We start from the raw sequence: 16,666 nt of genomic DNA on the forward strand, positions 1-16,666 counted from the left end.
CAGGGCCGTTTTAGTTAATGCTAAAAAATGTACTTTCCGGTACCCTACGGCGGTTTTTTTCGTCCTGTTGAGAGTTAATGATGTCCACCACGCTGTTTAAAGATTTCACCTTCGAAGCCGCCCACCACCTGCCGCACGTACCGAAAGGCCACAAATGCGGTCGCCTGCATGGTCACTCTTTTATGGTGCGTCTGGAGATTACCGGTGAAGTCGATCCCCATACCGGGTGGATCATGGATTTCGCCGAGCTGAAAGCCGCGTTTAAACCGACTTACGATCGTTTAGACCACTATTACCTGAACGATATTCCAGGACTGGAGAACCCCACCAGCGAAGTGTTGGCCAAATGGATTTGGGATCAAATGAAACCGCTGGTTCCTCTGCTGAGCGCGGTAATGGTGAAAGAGACTTGCACCGCAGGCTGCGTCTATCGCGGCGAGTAATTCCCTGCTTATCCGCCATCGGGCTGCTGCCCTGGCGGTTTTCTATTTCATCCAACGCCGTGTGAATCAGCGCCAGATAGCCGCCATCCACCGCCAGAATATGACCGTTGACGTAGTCCGAGGCCCGGCTGGCGAGGAAAACAACGGCGCCCATTAAATCCTCTGCTTCTCCCCAACGGCCAGCGGGTATATGCGCCAGCACGCGTCGGTTCTCTTTTGGGATGCTGCGGGTAATAGCGGTCATTTCGGTTTCGTAATAGCCGGGCGCGATGCCGTTGACCTGGATATTATATGGGCCCAGCTCATCGCAGTAGGCTTTGGTTAATCCAGCCAGCGCATGTTTGGTGGCGGCATAGGCCGGCGACCAGCTGCCGCCGAGATAAGAAAACACCGAGCAGATGTTAATAATCTTACCGCTTCGCCGCGGGACCATAATTTTAGCGGCTTCGTGGCTGAGCTCAAATGCCGCCGTCAGGTTAGTTTCGATCATCGGATCCCAGTCTGTGCGACCAAAGCGCAGCACCTTATTCAACTGACAAATACCAGCATTGTTCACCAGAATATCAACGGTACCAAAACGCTCGCAGCAGGTGGCGATAATCCGCTGCGGCATGCCGACATCGGTGATATCCGCCAGCATGAATTCCATCTCAACGCCCTGCTGTTCGATAAGTTCGCGGGTTAGAGTATGTTCTTCGCGCAGAGCGGGAATAAACAGATTCGCGCCGGCTGTCGCCAGGGCGACGGCAAAAGCCTGACCAAGGCCGCTATTGCCGCCGGTAACGATAGCGGTTTTCCCCTTGAGCGAGAAGAAGTCCATAGAGAAGGCAGTGGGTGGATCAATTGGCTGCATGGTTAACTCATTCCTTAAGTCAACGTATCAATAGCCCGCCTGAGGCGGCTGAATTAACGCGCCAATGATAGCATTGCTGTCATGACGGCGTATCTCAACCCCAGCGCTGGAGCCAAATGCGAAGATGAATTCATATATGAAGAAGAGAGCTGCCGGGCGGTGAGCCACCTACCCGGCAAATAGAGTGGGGATCAGGCGATGTTAAGGTATTTATGCGTCTGCATGGATAACCGCCAGTTCCGGGCGATACAGGTCTCAATGCACAGACGCGTCGCGTCTTCTTTTTGGCTAATCGGCTGTAATGCAATAATCCGCGGCTTTTCATCTGCCAGCGTTTCCAGCAGTTCATCCAGCGCTTCGATATCGCGCACGCGGCCAACCGGATGCTTGATTTCATCTGCACGTTGCAACGCCTGAGAGAGCACATCGTAGCCGCCGCGCATGTTCACCTTCGGCGAGACCGTAACCCAGGTATTGTGGCTGCAGCGCACTTCATGGGTGCCGCTGGTTTCAATCTGGCAACTGAAACCGTTTTGCTCAAGCAGGTCGGTCAACGGCGTAAGATCGTGAATGCAAGGTTCGCCGCCGGTAATCACTACGTGACGGGCGGTCCACCCCTGACGGCCAATGATTGCCAGCAGATCGTCGCTGGTCGCCGGGCCCCACTTATCGCTCTCTTTGGTTTTAGCGAGGATACTAAATAGAGACACTTCCCGATCGGCCAGCTTATCCCAGGTATGTTTGGTATCGCACCAGGCGCAACCAACCGGGCATCCCTGCAAACGAATAAAAATGGCAGGCACGCCGGTAAAGTAACCCTCGCCTTGCAAGGTCTGGAACATCTCGTTAATCGGGTACTGCATAGTCATCTCTGTTCAGGTGGTAAAAAGGTATTATCGCAGATTCAGGCGCTCAGGTCTTGTCCTCAGCTGCGCTTACCTGAGCCCATGGTCAGCGGGGCGTAAACCCTCTTTTTATATTAGTTAGCGAACTATGAAATAAGCACAGAATGTATTTACGATATATTAAGTATTATTTTAGCATGTGCCACACTCACTCATTAACCCGTTCATTGATTACTCTCTTCAGAAGTATCTGCGTGCGGATAAAGATGTAACAAATAATGTTTTTCATGATCGTAATAGCATTATTTATGATTGTCTAAATCGATAAAAAATCACAATTAATCAAAGATGTACAAACCGATACATGAAACAATGAATCTTTTATCTATGCATACTGTCCAATTCAATTCACTTAATTTCCATAGCTTAAAATAAGCTTAAGAAACCGACGGTTACAGCATTTTTTATTTAATCTCCGTTTAATTTTCCGCGCCTAGAATCCAGTCGACCAACCATGAGAGACTGCATTCATGAATACATTATTAATTACAGGCGTTACCGGATTTCTGGGTGGAGCGGTATTAGAAAATATCCTTAATAACGAAAATGGGATTAATCTATTGCTCCTGGTGCGAGCCAATAACGATGAAGCGGCTCTGGCCCGGGTGAAGGAAAACCTGCGTAAATTCAATATTGCAGAGGAGAAGCTGGCCGCATTAACTACCCGGCAGATCCTGCTCGGCGATTTGTCATCCCCGGAGGCGTTCCTGAGCGACCCGCGTCTGGAGCAGGTCACTCACGTTATCAACAGCGCCGCCGTCGCCTCATTTGGCAATAACCCGCTCATCTGGAAAGTGAACGTCGAAGGGACGTTCAAATTTGCCCAACGGATGTCCCGCGTAGCTGGACTACAACGTTTTCTCCACGTCGGGACCGCGATGTCCTGTACCCCGGAGCCCGATTCGCTGGTCGCTGAAAGCGCTGAATTCCGCGAGCACGCCGAGCATCTGGTGGAGTATACCCATTCCAAATCGACGATTGAGCGCCTGATGCAGGAGCAGTGCCCGACGTTACCGTTAGCCATCGCCCGCCCTTCTATCGTCGTTGGTCATACTCATCACGGTTGCCAGCCCTCCAGCAGCATTTTTTGGGTGTTCAGCATGGGGCTTATGTTGCAAAAATTCCTCTGCTCCCTGGAAGACCGCGTTGATGTTATCCCGGTCGACTACTGCGCCGACGCACTGCTGATGTTATTACAGCGCCCGCTGGCGCGCGGCGAAGTGGTGCATATCTCCGCCGGAGAAGAAAACAGCGTGAAATTTGCGGAAATCGACCGCGCGATGGCCTCAGCGCTGGAGCAGGCTCCGGTAGGCGATCGATACGCGCAGGTCAGCTATGAGACGCTGGTTAAAATGCGCCGTGAGTTGAAGGATATTTTTGGCCCGTGCAACGAGCGCCTGATGCTCAAAGCGATGCGCCTGTATGGCGCCTTCGCGACGCTGAACGTCCGCTTCAGCAATGATAAGCTGCTGAGCATGGGCATGCCCAAACCGCCGCGTTTCACCGATTATATCGACCGCTGCGTACAAACCACCCGCGGGCTTTCTATCCCCCAGCAAATGGCCGTCGATTTCAAGTAAGTGCAAATAGCGGATAAAAAAAATGCCAGTCCGCAGACTGGCATTTTTATTTCACAAAAAGTCAGGATTACGCCTGGCCTTTGATCTCTTTACGACCGTTGTACGGCGCTTTTTCACCCAGCGCTTCTTCGATACGAATCAGCTGGTTGTATTTAGCAACGCGGTCAGAACGGCTCATAGAACCAGTTTTGATCTGGCCTGCAGCGGTACCAACAGCCAGGTCAGCGATGGTAGCGTCTTCAGTTTCGCCAGAACGGTGAGAGATGACAGCGGTGTAGCCAGCGTCTTTCGCCATCTTGATTGCAGCCAGAGTTTCGGTCAGAGAACCGATCTGGTTGAATTTGATCAGGATGGAGTTAGCGATGCCTTTCTCGATGCCTTCTTTCAGGATCTTGGTGTTGGTTACGAACAGATCGTCACCAACCAGCTGGATTTTGTCGCCCAGTACTTTGGTCTGGTATGCGAAACCGTCCCAGTCAGACTCGTCCAGGCCATCTTCGATGGACACGATCGGGTACTGTTTGGTCAGTTCTTCCAGGAAGTGGGTGAATTCTTCAGAGGTGAACGCTTTGTTGCCTTCGCCAGCCAGAACGTATTTACCGTCTTTGTAGAATTCAGAAGCTGCGCAGTCCATCGCCAGAGTGATGTCTTTGCCCAGTTCGTAGCCTGCTGCTTTAACCGCTTCAGCGATAACAGCCAGCGCTTCAGCGTTGGAACCCAGGTTCGGCGCGTAGCCGCCTTCGTCACCAACTGCAGTGTTCATGCCTTTGGATTTCAGAACTTTCGCCAGGTGATGGAACACTTCAGAACCCATACGTACGGCTTCTTTCAGAGTCGGCGCGCCAACCGGCTGAATCATGAATTCCTGGATGTCGACGTTGTTGTCAGCGTGCTCACCGCCGTTGATGATGTTCATCATCGGAACCGGCATAGAGTATTTGCCCGGAGTGCCGTTCAGTTCAGCAATGTGTTCGAACAGCGGCTGGCCTTTAGAAGCAGCTGCTGCTTTGGCGTTCGCCAGGGATACCGCCAGGATTGCGTTCGCACCGAAGTTGGATTTGTTTTCAGTACCGTCCAGGTCGATCATGATCTTATCGATGCCAGCTTGATCTTTAGCATCTTTACCCAGGACTGCCTGAGCGATCGGGCCGTTTACCGCAGCAACAGCTTTGGTTACGCCTTTACCCAGGAAACGGGATTTGTCGCCATCGCGCAGTTCCAGCGCTTCGCGGGAACCAGTAGAAGCACCTGACGGAGCAGCTGCCATACCGACGAAACCACCTTCCAGGTGTACTTCGGCTTCAACAGTCGGGTTACCACGGGAGTCGATGATTTCACGACCGATGACTTTAACGATTTTGGACATTAGGTTTTCCTCAGTACAAGTTAAACTAAAACTCCAGACAAACAATGCACCCAATTGGGTGCATTGCCGTTCTAACTCTTTTACTTCGCCTGACGTTTCTGGTACTCGCTCGCGGCTTTCACAAAGCCGGCAAACAGCGGGTGGCCGTCACGCGGCGTCGAAGTAAACTCCGGGTGGAACTGGCAGGCCACAAACCACGGATGGTTCGGCACTTCGATGATCTCGACCAACTGATCATCCCCGGAACGGCCCGCAACGCGCAGGCCGGCAGCTTCAATCGGTTTCAACAACATGTTGTTGACTTCGTAGCGGTGACGATGGCGCTCGGTGATTGTCGGCTCGCCGTATAGCTGACGAACCAGAGAATCATCACCCAGCTGGCACTGCTGCGCGCCAAGGCGCATGGTGCCGCCGAGGTCGCTCTTCTCGGAACGAACCTCAACGTTGCCTTCTTCGTCACGCCATTCGGTAATCAGCGCCACCACCGGGTACTTACAGTCTGGCACAAATTCCGTAGAGTTGGCGTTTTCCATGCCCGCTACGTTGCGCGCGAACTCAATCAGCGCAACCTGCATACCCAGGCAGATGCCCAGATATGGAATATTGTTCTCACGCGCATAGCGCGCGGTGGCGATCTTGCCTTCAACGCCGCGGTAGCCGAAGCCGCCCGGGATGAGGATCGCGTCCAAATCTTTGAGGATTTCGACGCCGCGCGTTTCAACATCCTGCGAATCGATAAGCTTGATGTTGACGGTCACGCGGTTTTTCAGACCACCGTGTTTCAGCGCTTCAATCACCGATTTGTAGGCATCCGGCAGTTCAATGTACTTACCGACCATACCAATGGTGACTTCGCCTGCCGGATTAGCTTCTTCATAGATTACCTGTTCCCATTCGGCCAGGTTTGCTTCCGGACAAGTTAAGCTGAATCGTTTACAAATATAATCGTCCAGCCCCTGAGATTTCAACAGGCCTGGAATTTTATAAATGGAATCGACGTCTTTCAGAGAAATCACAGCCTTTTCCGGGACGTTACAGAACAATGCAATTTTTGCACGCTCGTTGGCCGGAACCGCGCGATCGGAGCGGCAAATCAGAATATCAGGCTGGATACCGATGGAGAGCAACTCTTTCACAGAGTGCTGAGTCGGTTTAGTTTTGACTTCACCCGCCGCCGCCATGTATGGCACCAGGGTCAAGTGCATGAACAGGGTATGCTCACGGCCGATTTCTACCGCCATCTGGCGAATAGCTTCGAGGAACGGCAGGGATTCGATATCGCCTACGGTACCGCCGATTTCAACCAGCACCACGTCATGGCCTTCGCCGCCAGCCAATACACGCTCTTTGATGGCGTTGGTGATGTGCGGGATAACCTGTACGGTTGCGCCCAGATAGTCGCCACGGCGCTCTTTACGCAGAACGTCGGAGTAGATACGACCAGTGGTGAAGTTGTTGCGGCGAGTCATCTTGGTGCGGATGAAACGCTCGTAGTGGCCCAGGTCCAGATCGGTTTCAGCGCCGTCTTCAGTAACGAACACTTCCCCGTGCTGGATTGGGCTCATGGTGCCCGGATCGACGTTGATGTACGGATCCAGTTTCATGATAGTTACATTGAGCCCACGGGCTTCAAGAATGGCTGCCAGGGAAGCTGCGGCAATGCCTTTACCCAGAGAGGATACGACCCCGCCGGTCACAAAAATATAGTTCGTTGTCATGCTGAACCTGAGAAGTTAGGGTAAAACGATGGAATAACCAGGACGGGAAAGTAGTATACCCGAACATGCGTGACGCCACAAACTTTCATTCTCCCCTCCTCTTCTTTCTACCAGCCGCACCTGCGTTGCGACTCGAACAACTCGAAGAGGCAGGCTACATGGTGTTTCAACAACATAACGGAATGAGAAAATAGCCGCTTTTGGCGAAATGTTTTTGACGTAAATCAAGCGCTTGTTATTTATAAAATCACACAAATAGCGCTTGATCACGAAAACTCGTTAGAGATCAGTTTCCTGGCGTTTTACTTCCTGCCACACTTCTTCCATGGTTTCGAGGTCAACGCCGGTCATTTCCAGACCTCTGGCGGCAACAATACGCTCAACTTCGCGGAAGCGGCGCTCAAATTTGAGGTTCGCTTTCTGCAACGCGACCTCGGCTTTGACTCCTAAATGGCGGGATAAATTCACCGTGGCGAACAGCAGATCGCCCACTTCCTCTTCCAGTTTAGCTTCATCAACCACCGCCTGCTGCGCTTCATGCATGACTTCATCTATCTCTTCATGCACCTTATCGAGCACCGGCCCAAGCGAGGTCCAGTCGAAGCCCACCGCCGAGCAGCGACGCTGAATTTTATGCGCGCGCATCAGCGCCGGCAGGCTATGCGGAATATCATCCAGCGCCGAGTGTTGCGCCTTTTCCGCTCGCTCCGCGCTCTTGATCTGCTCCCAGCGCGCCAGCACTTCCGCACTGTTCCCGGCTGAAGCATCGCCAAAAATATGCGGATGGCGACGTTCCAGTTTGTCGCTGATGGCGGCGCAGATATCGTTGAAATCAAAACGCCCCTCTTCTTGCGCCATCTGCGCATAGAACACCACCTGGAATAGCAGGTCGCCAAGCTCGCCGCGCAGATCGTCAAAATCTTCGCGCGCAATGGCGTCCAGCACTTCATAGGTCTCTTCAAGGGTGTAAGGGGCGATAGTGGCAAAGGTCTGTTCTTTATCCCACGGGCAGCCGTTTTCCGGGTCGCGCAGGCGGCGCATGATGCCGAGCAGGCGGTCAATTTGAGTCATGTGACAATCCTGGAAATTTAAAAAATAGTCGGCCGGATAAGGCATTGATACCTTATCCGACGTTACGAAATTGCCGGATGGCGGCTTCGCCTTATCCGGCCTACAGACGAATTAACCGCCGTGTAGCGATTGTCGCGCGGGCGCTTTTAAGACAAAGCCGCGGACCGTAGGCCGGATAAGGCATTTATGCCGCCATCCGGCGCGACGAAATTAAGCGCCGTGCAGCGGTTGTCGTCCGGGCACTTTTAAGACAAAGCCGCGGACCGTAGGCCGAATAAGGCATTTATGCCGCCATCCGGCGCGGCGAAATTAACCGCCGTGCGGCGGTTGTCACTCGGGCGCTTTTAAGACAAAGCCGCGGACCGTAGGCCGGATAAGGCATTTATGCCGCCATCCGGCGCGGCGAAATTAAGCGCCGTGCAGCGGCTGTCGCCCGGGCGCTTTTAAGACAAAGCCGCGGACCGTAGGCCGGATAAGGCATTTATGCCGCCATCCGGCGCGGCGAAATTAACCGCCGTGCAGACGACGCGCGTCGATCACATCCGGCACCTGGTTCAGCTTGCCGAGCACCCGGCCCAACACCTGCAGGTTGTAGATTTCAATGGTCATATCGATGGTCGCCAGCTGCTGTTTAGTATCGCTGCGGCTGGCCACGCCCAACACGTTCACCTTCTCGTTGGCAAGAATAGTGGTAATGTCGCGCAGCAGGCCGCTGCGGTCGTTGGCAACCACGCGCACCACCAGCGAATATCCCGCCGAATAGCTCTCGCCCCATACCGCATCAACGATGCGTTCCGGCGCGTGAGACTGCAGCTCAGCCAGCTGATCGCAGTCGGCGCGGTGCACCGAGATCCCGCGCCCCTGGGTGATGAAGCCGACGATTTCGTCACCGGGAATCGGCTGGCAGCAGCGGGCGATGTGATGCATCAGGTTGCCGACGCCCTCAACCACCACCCGGCCATTGTCTTTACTGCGGTTCTGCGGGGTATAGGTTTTCTGCTGCAGCTGCTTCAGCGCGGCGGCATCCTGTTCCGCAGCGCTCGGTTTGTTGAACTGAGCCTGTAGGAAGTTGACCATCTGGTTAAGGCGAATATCGCCGCCGCCGATGGCCGCCAGCAGTTCATCCAGTTCATTAAAGTTGTAGCGCGGCAGCAGATGTTTCTCGGCATCCTTCAGGCTGATCCCCAGATGCTCAAGCTCATCGTCAAGGATCTGCCGCCCGGCGAGAATGTTCTTGTCGCGATCCTGTTTACGGAACCAGGCGTGAATTTTGGAGCGCCCGCGGCTGGTGGTCACGTAGCCGAGGTTCGGGTTCAGCCAGTCGCGGCTTGGGTTGGGCTGCTTCTGAGTAATTATCTCAATCTGATCGCCCATCTGCAGCTGATAGGTGAACGGCACAATGCGCCCGCCAATTTTCGCGCCGATGCAGCGGTGCCCGACATCGCTATGGATATGGTAGGCAAAGTCGAGCGGAGTGGAGCCCGCCGGCAGGTCAACCACGTCGCCCTTCGGCGTAAACACGTAGACCCGGTCGTCGAAGACCTGGCTGCGCACTTCATCGAGCATTTCGCCGGAGTCGGCCATCTCTTCCTGCCAGGCGATCAGCTTACGCAGCCAGGCGATACGGTCTTCATGGCCGCGGCCGCCGCTCGCCCCGGCGCTGGCGCCCTCTTTATACTTCCAGTGCGCCGCCACGCCGAGCTCGGCGTCTTCATGCATCTGTTTGGTGCGAATTTGGATCTCGACCGTTTTCCCGCCCGGCCCAAGCACTACGGTATGAATAGACTGGTAGCCGTTCGGTTTCGGGTTAGCGACGTAATCATCAAATTCGTCAGGCAGATGACGATAGTGGGTATGCACGATCCCCAGCGCCGCGTAGCAATCCTGTAAACGTTCGGCGACGATACGAACCGCGCGCACGTCAAACAGCTCATCAAAAGCGAGATGCTTCTTCTGCATTTTGCGCCAGATGCTATAGATATGCTTCGGACGCCCGTACACCTCAGCCTTCACGCCTTCGGTTTTCATTTCTGAGCGCAGATGGCCGACGAACTCATCGATGTAATGCTCGCGATCGATACGGCGTTCGTGCAGCAGTTTGGCAATACGCTTGTATTCGGCTGGATGCAGATAACGGAAGCAGTAGTCTTCCAGCTCCCACTTCAGTTGACCGATCCCTAAGCGGTTCGCCAGCGGCGCATAGATATTGGTACATTCTTTTGCGGCCAGTACGCGCTCATCTTCGGGTTCATCTTTTACCTCGCGCAGGTGAGCGATACGTTCCGCAAGCTTGATAACCACGCAGCGGAAATCATCGACCATCGCCAACAGCATGCGGCGAATATTGTCGACCTGTTCTGAGGAGACGGTATCGGTGTGCGTGGCTTTGAGCTGGCGAATCGCCGCCATATCACGCACGCCGTGAATCAGGGTAACGACGGATTTGCCGACGCTCTCTTGCAGGACTTCTTCGCTGACGACGTTGCCGTCCGCCAGCGGAAACAGCAAAGCGGCCCGCAAGGTATCGATATCCATATTCAGCATGGAGAGAATTTCAACCATCTCCACGCCGCGCCATAACAGGAGATCTGCCTGCGGGTGCCCCTGCGTTGTTGCGCGACAATAATCCCAGGTCTCGGCTAAGCGCTCACACGACTGCTGGCTGGAAATCCCCAGACTCGCGATCCATTTCTTCGGGTCAAACTCACCAGCTTTATTTAGATGTGCACTTCTTACCGCAACCATTGTCCTCTCCTTAAGGGACTCAGCCTACCGAAGTCAGCAAGCCATATTTATACCCGTCATTCTTCAAGTTGCAGGTGCGTTAGCTTTCCTGCAACTCGAGTTATTGAGGGTATCTACTTCATCCTTCAGTCCACACCGCCACCAGGCATCTTCACTGTCGCCTCGATGCGGGCTGAACAATTTTATGTAAGCTCGCGCTCAAACAATACTATCGATTCCAGGTGCCCGGTGTGCGGGAACATGTCCAGCATCGCCAGACGTTGAATGCGATATCCCGCCTGAAGCAACGCCTCGCTATCGCGCGCCAGCGTCGCCGGGTTACATGAAACATAGACCACTCGCCGCGGAGCCAGCTTGATAATATGCGCCATCACGCCCGGCGCCCCGGCCCTAGCCGGATCGAGTAGAATTTTATCAAAGCCGTGCTTCGCCCAGACTTGCCGGGTGACATCTTCCTCCAGGTTTTCATGAAAGAAAGTCACGTTTTGCAACCCATTGAGAGCGGCATTTTCCCGCCCCTTTGCCACCAGCGCGGGCACGCCTTCGACGCCCACCACGCTCGCCGCCGCTTTGGCCAGCGGCAGGGTGAAATTACCCATACCGCAAAACAGATCCAGAACGCGGTCCTGCGGCTGAATATCTAACCAGGCCAGCGCCGTACCTACCATCTTCTGGTTTACGCCATCGTTGACCTGGATAAAATCGCGCGGACTGAACACTAAGCGTAGTCCGTCTGACGTGTACCATGGCTCATCGCCGCGAATATGTTCAAGTATCTCGCTTTGCGGCGCGAGGTACAGGGATAGACCGTGAGTTTGCGAAAAACGTTCCAGTTTTTCTTTATCCGCCGCCGTCAGCGCGGCGGTATGGCGTAAAACCATCAGCGGGCCGTTGTCCGCCTGCACCAATTCAACGTGACCAAGATGACGCTGTGACTGCAGGCTGGTTAAACACTCGCGCACCGCGGGCAACAACGCCTCAAGTTGGGGCGCCAAAACAGGGCACTGCACCACATCGATGATTTCGCTGGAGTTGGCCTTACGAAAACCCATCTGCAGTTGTTGGGTCTTCGGCTGATAATTCAAGCTCAAACGCGCCCGACGACGATAGCCCCAAGGTTCAGCGGCTATAATGTCGTCAACGTCACGTTTCATCAGGCGGGAGAGCGCGGCGCGCTTGCTTTGCTGCTGTAGTTCAATGCTAGCATGCTGCTGCTGGCATCCGCCGCAGACGCCGAAATGCGCACAGCGCGGCGCAACGCGCTGTGGGCTGTCGTTGAGGCGGCGTTTAACCTGAGCGCGGGCATACTGTTTTTTATCCTCTACCAGCACGACTTCCGCCTGCTCTTGCGGCAACAGGCCGGGGACAAACAGCGCCTTACCCTGATGACGGGCTACGCCCTGGCCAAAGGGATCAAGGTCATTTACCGTCACGGTTATGATCTGGCGCGTCGTCACACGCCGTTTTGCAGAGTAGAATTGCGCCATTGTAGAGGATTATCTCAAAAATATACTGACTCTATACATGAAATCATTCGGGCTATCGATTCAGAAGCCGTCTGAAGGTTGATATGTATATTCTCCCATAATGGAACCGCATGACCAACTACAGCCTACGTGCTCGCATGATGATTCTTATTCTGGCGCCGACCGTTTTGATTGGTTTGCTGCTCAGTATTTTCTTCGTCGCCCACCGCTATAACGATCTGCAGAGGCAGTTGGAGGATGCCGGCGCCAGTATTATCGAACCGCTGGCGGTATCCAGTGAATACGGCATGAATTTGCAAAATCGCGAGGCGATCGGCCAACTTATCAGCGTGCTTCACCGCCGCCATTCCGATATCGTGCGCGCCATTTCAATCTATGATGCAAAAAACCGGCTTTTCGTTACCTCTAACTTCCAGCTCGATCCGCGAGAAATACAGCTCCCGCGCGGCGCCCCCTTCCCTCGCCGTCTAAGCGTCACCCGCCACGGCGATATTATGGTGCTGCGCACGCCTATTGTGTCAGAAAGCTATCTGCCCGATGAGTCGCCGGAAAGCGATGCTAAAATGCCGGGCAACATGCTTGGCTATGTGGCGCTGGAGCTCGACCTCAAATCCGTTCGCTTACAGCAGTACAAAGAGATATTTATCTCAAGCGTCATGATGCTGTTTTGTATCGGCATTGCGCTGATTTTCGGCTGGCGATTAATGCGCGACGTGACCGGGCCGATTCGCAATATGGTCAACACCGTTGACCGCATCCGTCGCGGCCAGTTGGATAGCCGCGTTGAAGGTTTTATGCTCGGCGAGCTGGATATGCTGAAAAACGGCATTAACTCGATGGCGATGTCGCTTGCGGCATACCACGAGGAGATGCAGCACAATGTCGATCAGGCCACCTCGGATCTGCGCGAAACGCTGGAGCAGATGGAGATTCAGAACGTCGAGCTGGATCTGGCGAAAAAGCGCGCCCAGGAGGCCGCGCGCATCAAATCCGAGTTCCTGGCCAATATGTCGCATGAGCTACGAACCCCGCTTAACGGCGTGATTGGCTTTACCCGCCTGACGCTAAAAACCGATCTGAACGCCACTCAGCGCGACCACCTCACCACCATTGAGCGTTCTGCCAACAATCTGTTGGCCATCATTAATGACGTGCTGGATTTCTCCAAGCTGGAAGCGGGCAAGCTGATACTGGAAAGCATTCCTTTCCTGCTGCGCAATACCCTGGATGAAGTGGTGACCCTGCTGGCCCATTCGGCGCACGATAAAGGGCTCGAACTCACCCTCAACATTAAAAGCGATGTCCCGGATAATGTGATTGGCGATCCGCTACGTCTGCAGCAGGTCATCACCAACCTGGTGGGTAACGCCATTAAATTCACCGAGCACGGCAACATTGATGTGCTGGTGGAACAGCGGGCGATGAGCAATTCCCGCGTGCAAATTGAAGTACAGATCCACGATACCGGCATCGGTATTCCGGAGCGCGATCAGTCACGGCTGTTCCAGGCATTCCGCCAGGCCGACGCCAGTATCTCGCGCCGCCACGGCGGCACCGGCCTGGGTCTGGTCATCACCCAGCGCCTGGTCAAAGAGATGGGCGGTGATATCTCATTCCATAGTCAACCGAACCGTGGCTCCACCTTCTGGTTCCATATCAGCCTTGACCTGAACCCGAACGCCGTTACGGACGGTTTCGATACCCATTGCCTGGCGGGCAAGAAGCTGGCCTACATTGAAGCCAATGCCACCGCTGCGCAAAGCACGATGGAACTGCTGGCAACCACGCCATTGGAGGTGGTCTACAGCCCGACGCTGTCAGCGCTGCCGGATGCCCACTACGATATTTTACTGGCCGGTATTCCGGTGTCGATGCGCGATCTCAGCAATCAGCGGGAGAAGCTGGTCCGCGCCTGCTCGCTATCCGATACCCTGGTACTGGGGTTGCCTTGTCACGCGCAGGTCAGCGCCGAAGAGCTGAAAAGAAACGGCGTCGCCGCCTGCCTGCTCAAACCGTTGACCTCCACGCGGCTTTTCCCGGTGCTGATGGCCTCTTGCCGCGCGCAGCCGCCGGTGCCGCAGCCCTATATCGATAGCGATAAACTGGCGATGACGGTGATGGCGGTAGACGATAACCCGGCCAACCTCAAGCTTATCGGCGCATTGCTGGACGATCTGGTGCAGCATGTCATTCTGTGCGATAGCGGCCAGGATGCCGTAGAGCAGGCAAAACAATCGCAGTTGGATCTCATTCTGATGGATATTCAGATGCCGGATATGGACGGTATTCGCGCCTGTGAATTGATCCGCCAACTCCCTCATCAGCAGCAGACACCGGTGATCGCCGTGACCGCTCACGCCCTTGAGGGTCAGCGCGAGAAACTGCTGGCTGCCGGGATGAACGATTATCTGGCGAAGCCAATTGAAGAAGATAAACTCAACACCCTGCTGTTGCGTTATCAGCCCGGCATGCACGTCGTCACGCCGCAAATCGCCGAACCGGTTGAGCCGGTTATCGACCATAACGTCACGCTCAACTGGCAGCTGGCGCTGCGTCAGGCAGCCATGAAGCCAGACCTCGCGCGGGAGATGCTGCAAATGTTGCTCGCCTTTATGCCGGAGGTGCGCAATAAAGTTGAAGAGCAGCTGGTTGGCGAGACGCCGGAAGGATTGCTGGATTTAATCCACAAGCTGCACGGTAGCTGCAGCTATAGCGGCGTACCGCGGCTGAAAAAACTGTGCCATACCCTTGAAAGCCAGTTGCGCGCCGGTACCGCGCCGGAAGAACTGGAGCCGGAACTGCTGGAACTGCTAGACGAGATGGATAACGTCGCCCGCGAAGCGTGCAAGATGGGAGTGTAAACCCCGGATAGCGGCGCTACGCGCCTTATCCGGGCTACGCCCTACGATCCGGTACTCGGTTGGTAGCCCCGGTAAGCGTAAGCGCCACCGGGGACGGTTCCCGGATCGCGGTGTTACGATCCGGTATTCGGTGGTAACCCCGGTAAGCATAAGCGCCACCGGGGGCGGTTCCCGGATCGCGGTGTTACGGTCCGGTATTCGGTGGTAGCCCCGGTAAGCGTAAGCGCCACCGGGGACGGTTCCCGGATCGCGGTGTTACGGTCCGGTATTCGGTGGTAGCCCCGGTAAGCGTAAGCGCCACCGGGGACGGTTCCCGGATCGCGGTGTTACGATCCGGTACTCGGTTGGTAGCCCCGGTAAGCGTAAGCGCCACCGGGGACGGTTCCCGGATCGCGGTGTTACGCGCCTTGTCCGGGCTACAAATCCCACTGCGCTGCCCGGGTTACCGCTTACCGCCCATCTGCAATACCGCGGCCACGTTACGCGCCGTCATCCTCACGTTGGCGGCGGCGTTCGCCAGCGCTTCGTCCAGGGTACAGACGGTATACAGCACGCTAAAGACCGCATCCAAACCATGCTGATGCACGACGCCAACATCGGCGGTCAGGCTGCCGGCAATCCCAATCACCGGCACGTTGAAGCGTTTCGCGACTTTCGCCACCCCCACCGGTACCTTACCGTGAATGGTCTGGCTGTCGATGCGCCCTTCACCGGTAATCACCAAATCAGCATCAGCCACTAAATCCGCCAGCCGCAGCGCATCGGTCACTATCTCGATCCCCGGTCGCAATTTGGCGCCGCAAAACGCATACAACGCCGCCCCCATACCGCCCGCCGCGCCGCCCCCTTCCAGGCTCAGCACGTCGATATCCAAATCGCGGTCGATAATCTGCGCAAAGTGTTGCAGGCCGCGATCAAGACGTTCAATCATCGCCGTCGTCGCCCCTTTTTGCGGGCCGAACACCGCGCTTGCCCCCTGCGGGCCGGTTAACGGGTTGGTGACGTCGCAGGCGACATCAATCCGGCAATCCGCCAATCTTGGATCCAGCTCGCTGAGATCGATTCGCGCCAGCGTCTCCAGCGCGCCGCCGCCCGGCGCAATTTGCTGTTGCTCCGCGGTCAACAATTTCGCCCCCAACGCCTGCGCCATGCCGGCGCCGCCGTCATTGGTCGCGCTGCCGCCGATCCCAATAATAATCTGCGAGACTCCCGCATCTAACGCGTAACGAATCAGCTCGCCGGTTCCCCAGGAGGTGGTCAGTAGCGGATTACGTCGCGTCGGCGGCACGCTTTCCAGTCCGCTGGCTGCCGCCATTTCAATATAGGCGCAGCGCATATCGCCGGACAGACCGTAAAAGGCTTCGACCGGTTCGCCTAACGGCCCGGTAACGCTGACCTGTACGATATGTCCCTGCGTCGCGGCCACCATCGCCTCAACGGTACCCTCTCCGCCGTCGGCAACCGGGACTTTAACGTACTCCGCATGGGGATAAATCTCGCGGAACCCCGTTTCTATCGCGGTAGCGACATCCAGCGCACTCAGGCTCTCTTTGTAAGAATCCGGCGCGATCACTATCTTCATAAGTGTCCTTAATATGAATAACCCCGGCGACCGGCAGTTGCCGACCCCAACAGGG

Annotated in this window: 10 protein-coding genes and 1 pseudogene; 3 read left to right on the plus strand and 8 right to left on the minus strand. The window is 55.4% G+C overall.

Annotated features, from left to right (window positions below):
* Nucleotides 1–77 precede the first annotated feature (77 nt).
* Nucleotides 78–443, plus strand: a complete 366-nt coding sequence (gene queD, locus AC22LX_RS10510) for a 6-carboxytetrahydropterin synthase QueD (RefSeq protein WP_015369973.1) — start codon at nt 78–80, stop codon at nt 441–443.
* A 73-nt stretch (nt 444–516) separates the two neighbouring features.
* On the opposite strand, the pseudogene AC22LX_RS10515 reads toward queD, so the two are convergent.
* Both AC22LX_RS10515 and queE read right to left on the minus strand, forming a co-directional pair.
* Nucleotides 517–1,296: pseudogene (locus tag AC22LX_RS10515) on the minus strand (SDR family oxidoreductase); the annotation flags it as partial.
* A 191-nt stretch (nt 1,297–1,487) separates the two neighbouring features.
* Nucleotides 1,488–2,159, minus strand: coding sequence for a 7-carboxy-7-deazaguanine synthase QueE (gene queE, locus AC22LX_RS10520; RefSeq protein WP_047044321.1), 672 nt, complete (start codon nt 2,157–2,159; stop codon nt 1,488–1,490).
* 512 nt (nt 2,160–2,671) lie between these two features.
* On the opposite strand from queE, the gene AC22LX_RS10525 reads away from it, so the two are divergent.
* Nucleotides 2,672–3,781 (plus strand): SDR family oxidoreductase, encoded by a 1,110-nt coding sequence (locus AC22LX_RS10525; RefSeq protein WP_045395337.1) that lies wholly within the window; start codon nt 2,672–2,674, stop codon nt 3,779–3,781.
* Nucleotides 3,782–3,848: 67 nt separating this feature from the next.
* On the opposite strand, the gene eno is transcribed toward AC22LX_RS10525, so the two are convergent.
* The 5 genes from eno to rlmD form a co-directional block, all read right to left on the minus strand.
* The gene (eno, locus tag AC22LX_RS10530; protein ID WP_015369968.1) at nt 3,849–5,147 is read right to left on the minus strand and encodes a phosphopyruvate hydratase; all 1,299 of its coding nucleotides are present in this window, start codon (nt 5,145–5,147) and stop codon (nt 3,849–3,851) included.
* Nucleotides 5,148–5,227: 80 nt separating this feature from the next.
* Nucleotides 5,228–6,865, minus strand: coding sequence for a glutamine hydrolyzing CTP synthase (pyrG, locus tag AC22LX_RS10535; RefSeq protein WP_015703305.1), 1,638 nt, complete (start codon nt 6,863–6,865; stop codon nt 5,228–5,230).
* Between the two features lie 279 nt (nt 6,866–7,144).
* Complete coding sequence (gene mazG / locus AC22LX_RS10540) at nt 7,145–7,936, minus strand: nucleoside triphosphate pyrophosphohydrolase (protein ID WP_015703306.1); 792 nt, start codon at nt 7,934–7,936, stop codon at nt 7,145–7,147.
* Nucleotides 7,937–8,443: 507 nt separating this feature from the next.
* Nucleotides 8,444–10,681, minus strand: a complete 2,238-nt coding sequence (gene relA, locus AC22LX_RS10545; RefSeq protein WP_045397579.1) for a GTP diphosphokinase — start codon at nt 10,679–10,681, stop codon at nt 8,444–8,446.
* Between the two features lie 182 nt (nt 10,682–10,863).
* Nucleotides 10,864–12,168, minus strand: a complete 1,305-nt coding sequence (rlmD, locus tag AC22LX_RS10550) for a 23S rRNA (uracil(1939)-C(5))-methyltransferase RlmD (RefSeq protein ID WP_045397583.1) — start codon at nt 12,166–12,168, stop codon at nt 10,864–10,866.
* Nucleotides 12,169–12,278: 110 nt separating this feature from the next.
* Here rlmD and barA point away from each other — a divergent pair, with 110 nt between their 5' ends.
* On the plus strand, nt 12,279–15,029 hold the full coding sequence (gene barA / locus AC22LX_RS10555) for a two-component sensor histidine kinase BarA (protein WP_063447535.1): 2,751 nt from the start codon (nt 12,279–12,281) through the stop codon (nt 15,027–15,029).
* A gap of 442 nt (nt 15,030–15,471) precedes the next feature.
* On the opposite strand, the gene AC22LX_RS10560 is transcribed toward barA, so the two are convergent.
* The gene (locus AC22LX_RS10560; RefSeq protein ID WP_045397589.1) at nt 15,472–16,611 is read right to left on the minus strand and encodes a glycerate kinase; all 1,140 of its coding nucleotides are present in this window, start codon (nt 16,609–16,611) and stop codon (nt 15,472–15,474) included.
* Between the last annotated feature and the right edge of the window lie 55 nt (nt 16,612–16,666).

The sequence above is a fragment of the Klebsiella sp. PK01 genome, assembly GCF_057624675.1.

Bases quoted from the DNA above. Each gene is read 5' to 3' on its own strand.
- rlmD (WP_045397583.1), bottom strand. From the start codon at position 12,168: ATGGCGCAATTCTACTCTGCAAAACGGCGTGTGACGACGCGCCAGATC.
- mazG (WP_015703306.1), bottom strand. From the start codon at position 7,936: ATGACTCAAATTGACCGCCTGCTCGGCATCATGCGCCGCCTGCGCGAC.
- queE (WP_047044321.1), bottom strand. From the start codon at position 2,159: ATGCAGTACCCGATTAACGAGATGTTCCAGACCTTGCAAGGCGAGGGT.
- AC22LX_RS10560 (WP_045397589.1), bottom strand. From the start codon at position 16,611: ATGAAGATAGTGATCGCGCCGGATTCTTACAAAGAGAGCCTGAGTGCG.
- AC22LX_RS10525 (WP_045395337.1), top strand. From the start codon at position 2,672: ATGAATACATTATTAATTACAGGCGTTACCGGATTTCTGGGTGGAGCG.
- queD (WP_015369973.1), top strand. From the start codon at position 78: ATGATGTCCACCACGCTGTTTAAAGATTTCACCTTCGAAGCCGCCCAC.
- barA (WP_063447535.1), top strand. From the start codon at position 12,279: ATGACCAACTACAGCCTACGTGCTCGCATGATGATTCTTATTCTGGCG.
- relA (WP_045397579.1), bottom strand. From the start codon at position 10,681: ATGGTTGCGGTAAGAAGTGCACATCTAAATAAAGCTGGTGAGTTTGAC.
- pyrG (WP_015703305.1), bottom strand. From the start codon at position 6,865: ATGACAACGAACTATATTTTTGTGACCGGCGGGGTCGTATCCTCTCTG.
- eno (WP_015369968.1), bottom strand. From the start codon at position 5,147: ATGTCCAAAATCGTTAAAGTCATCGGTCGTGAAATCATCGACTCCCGT.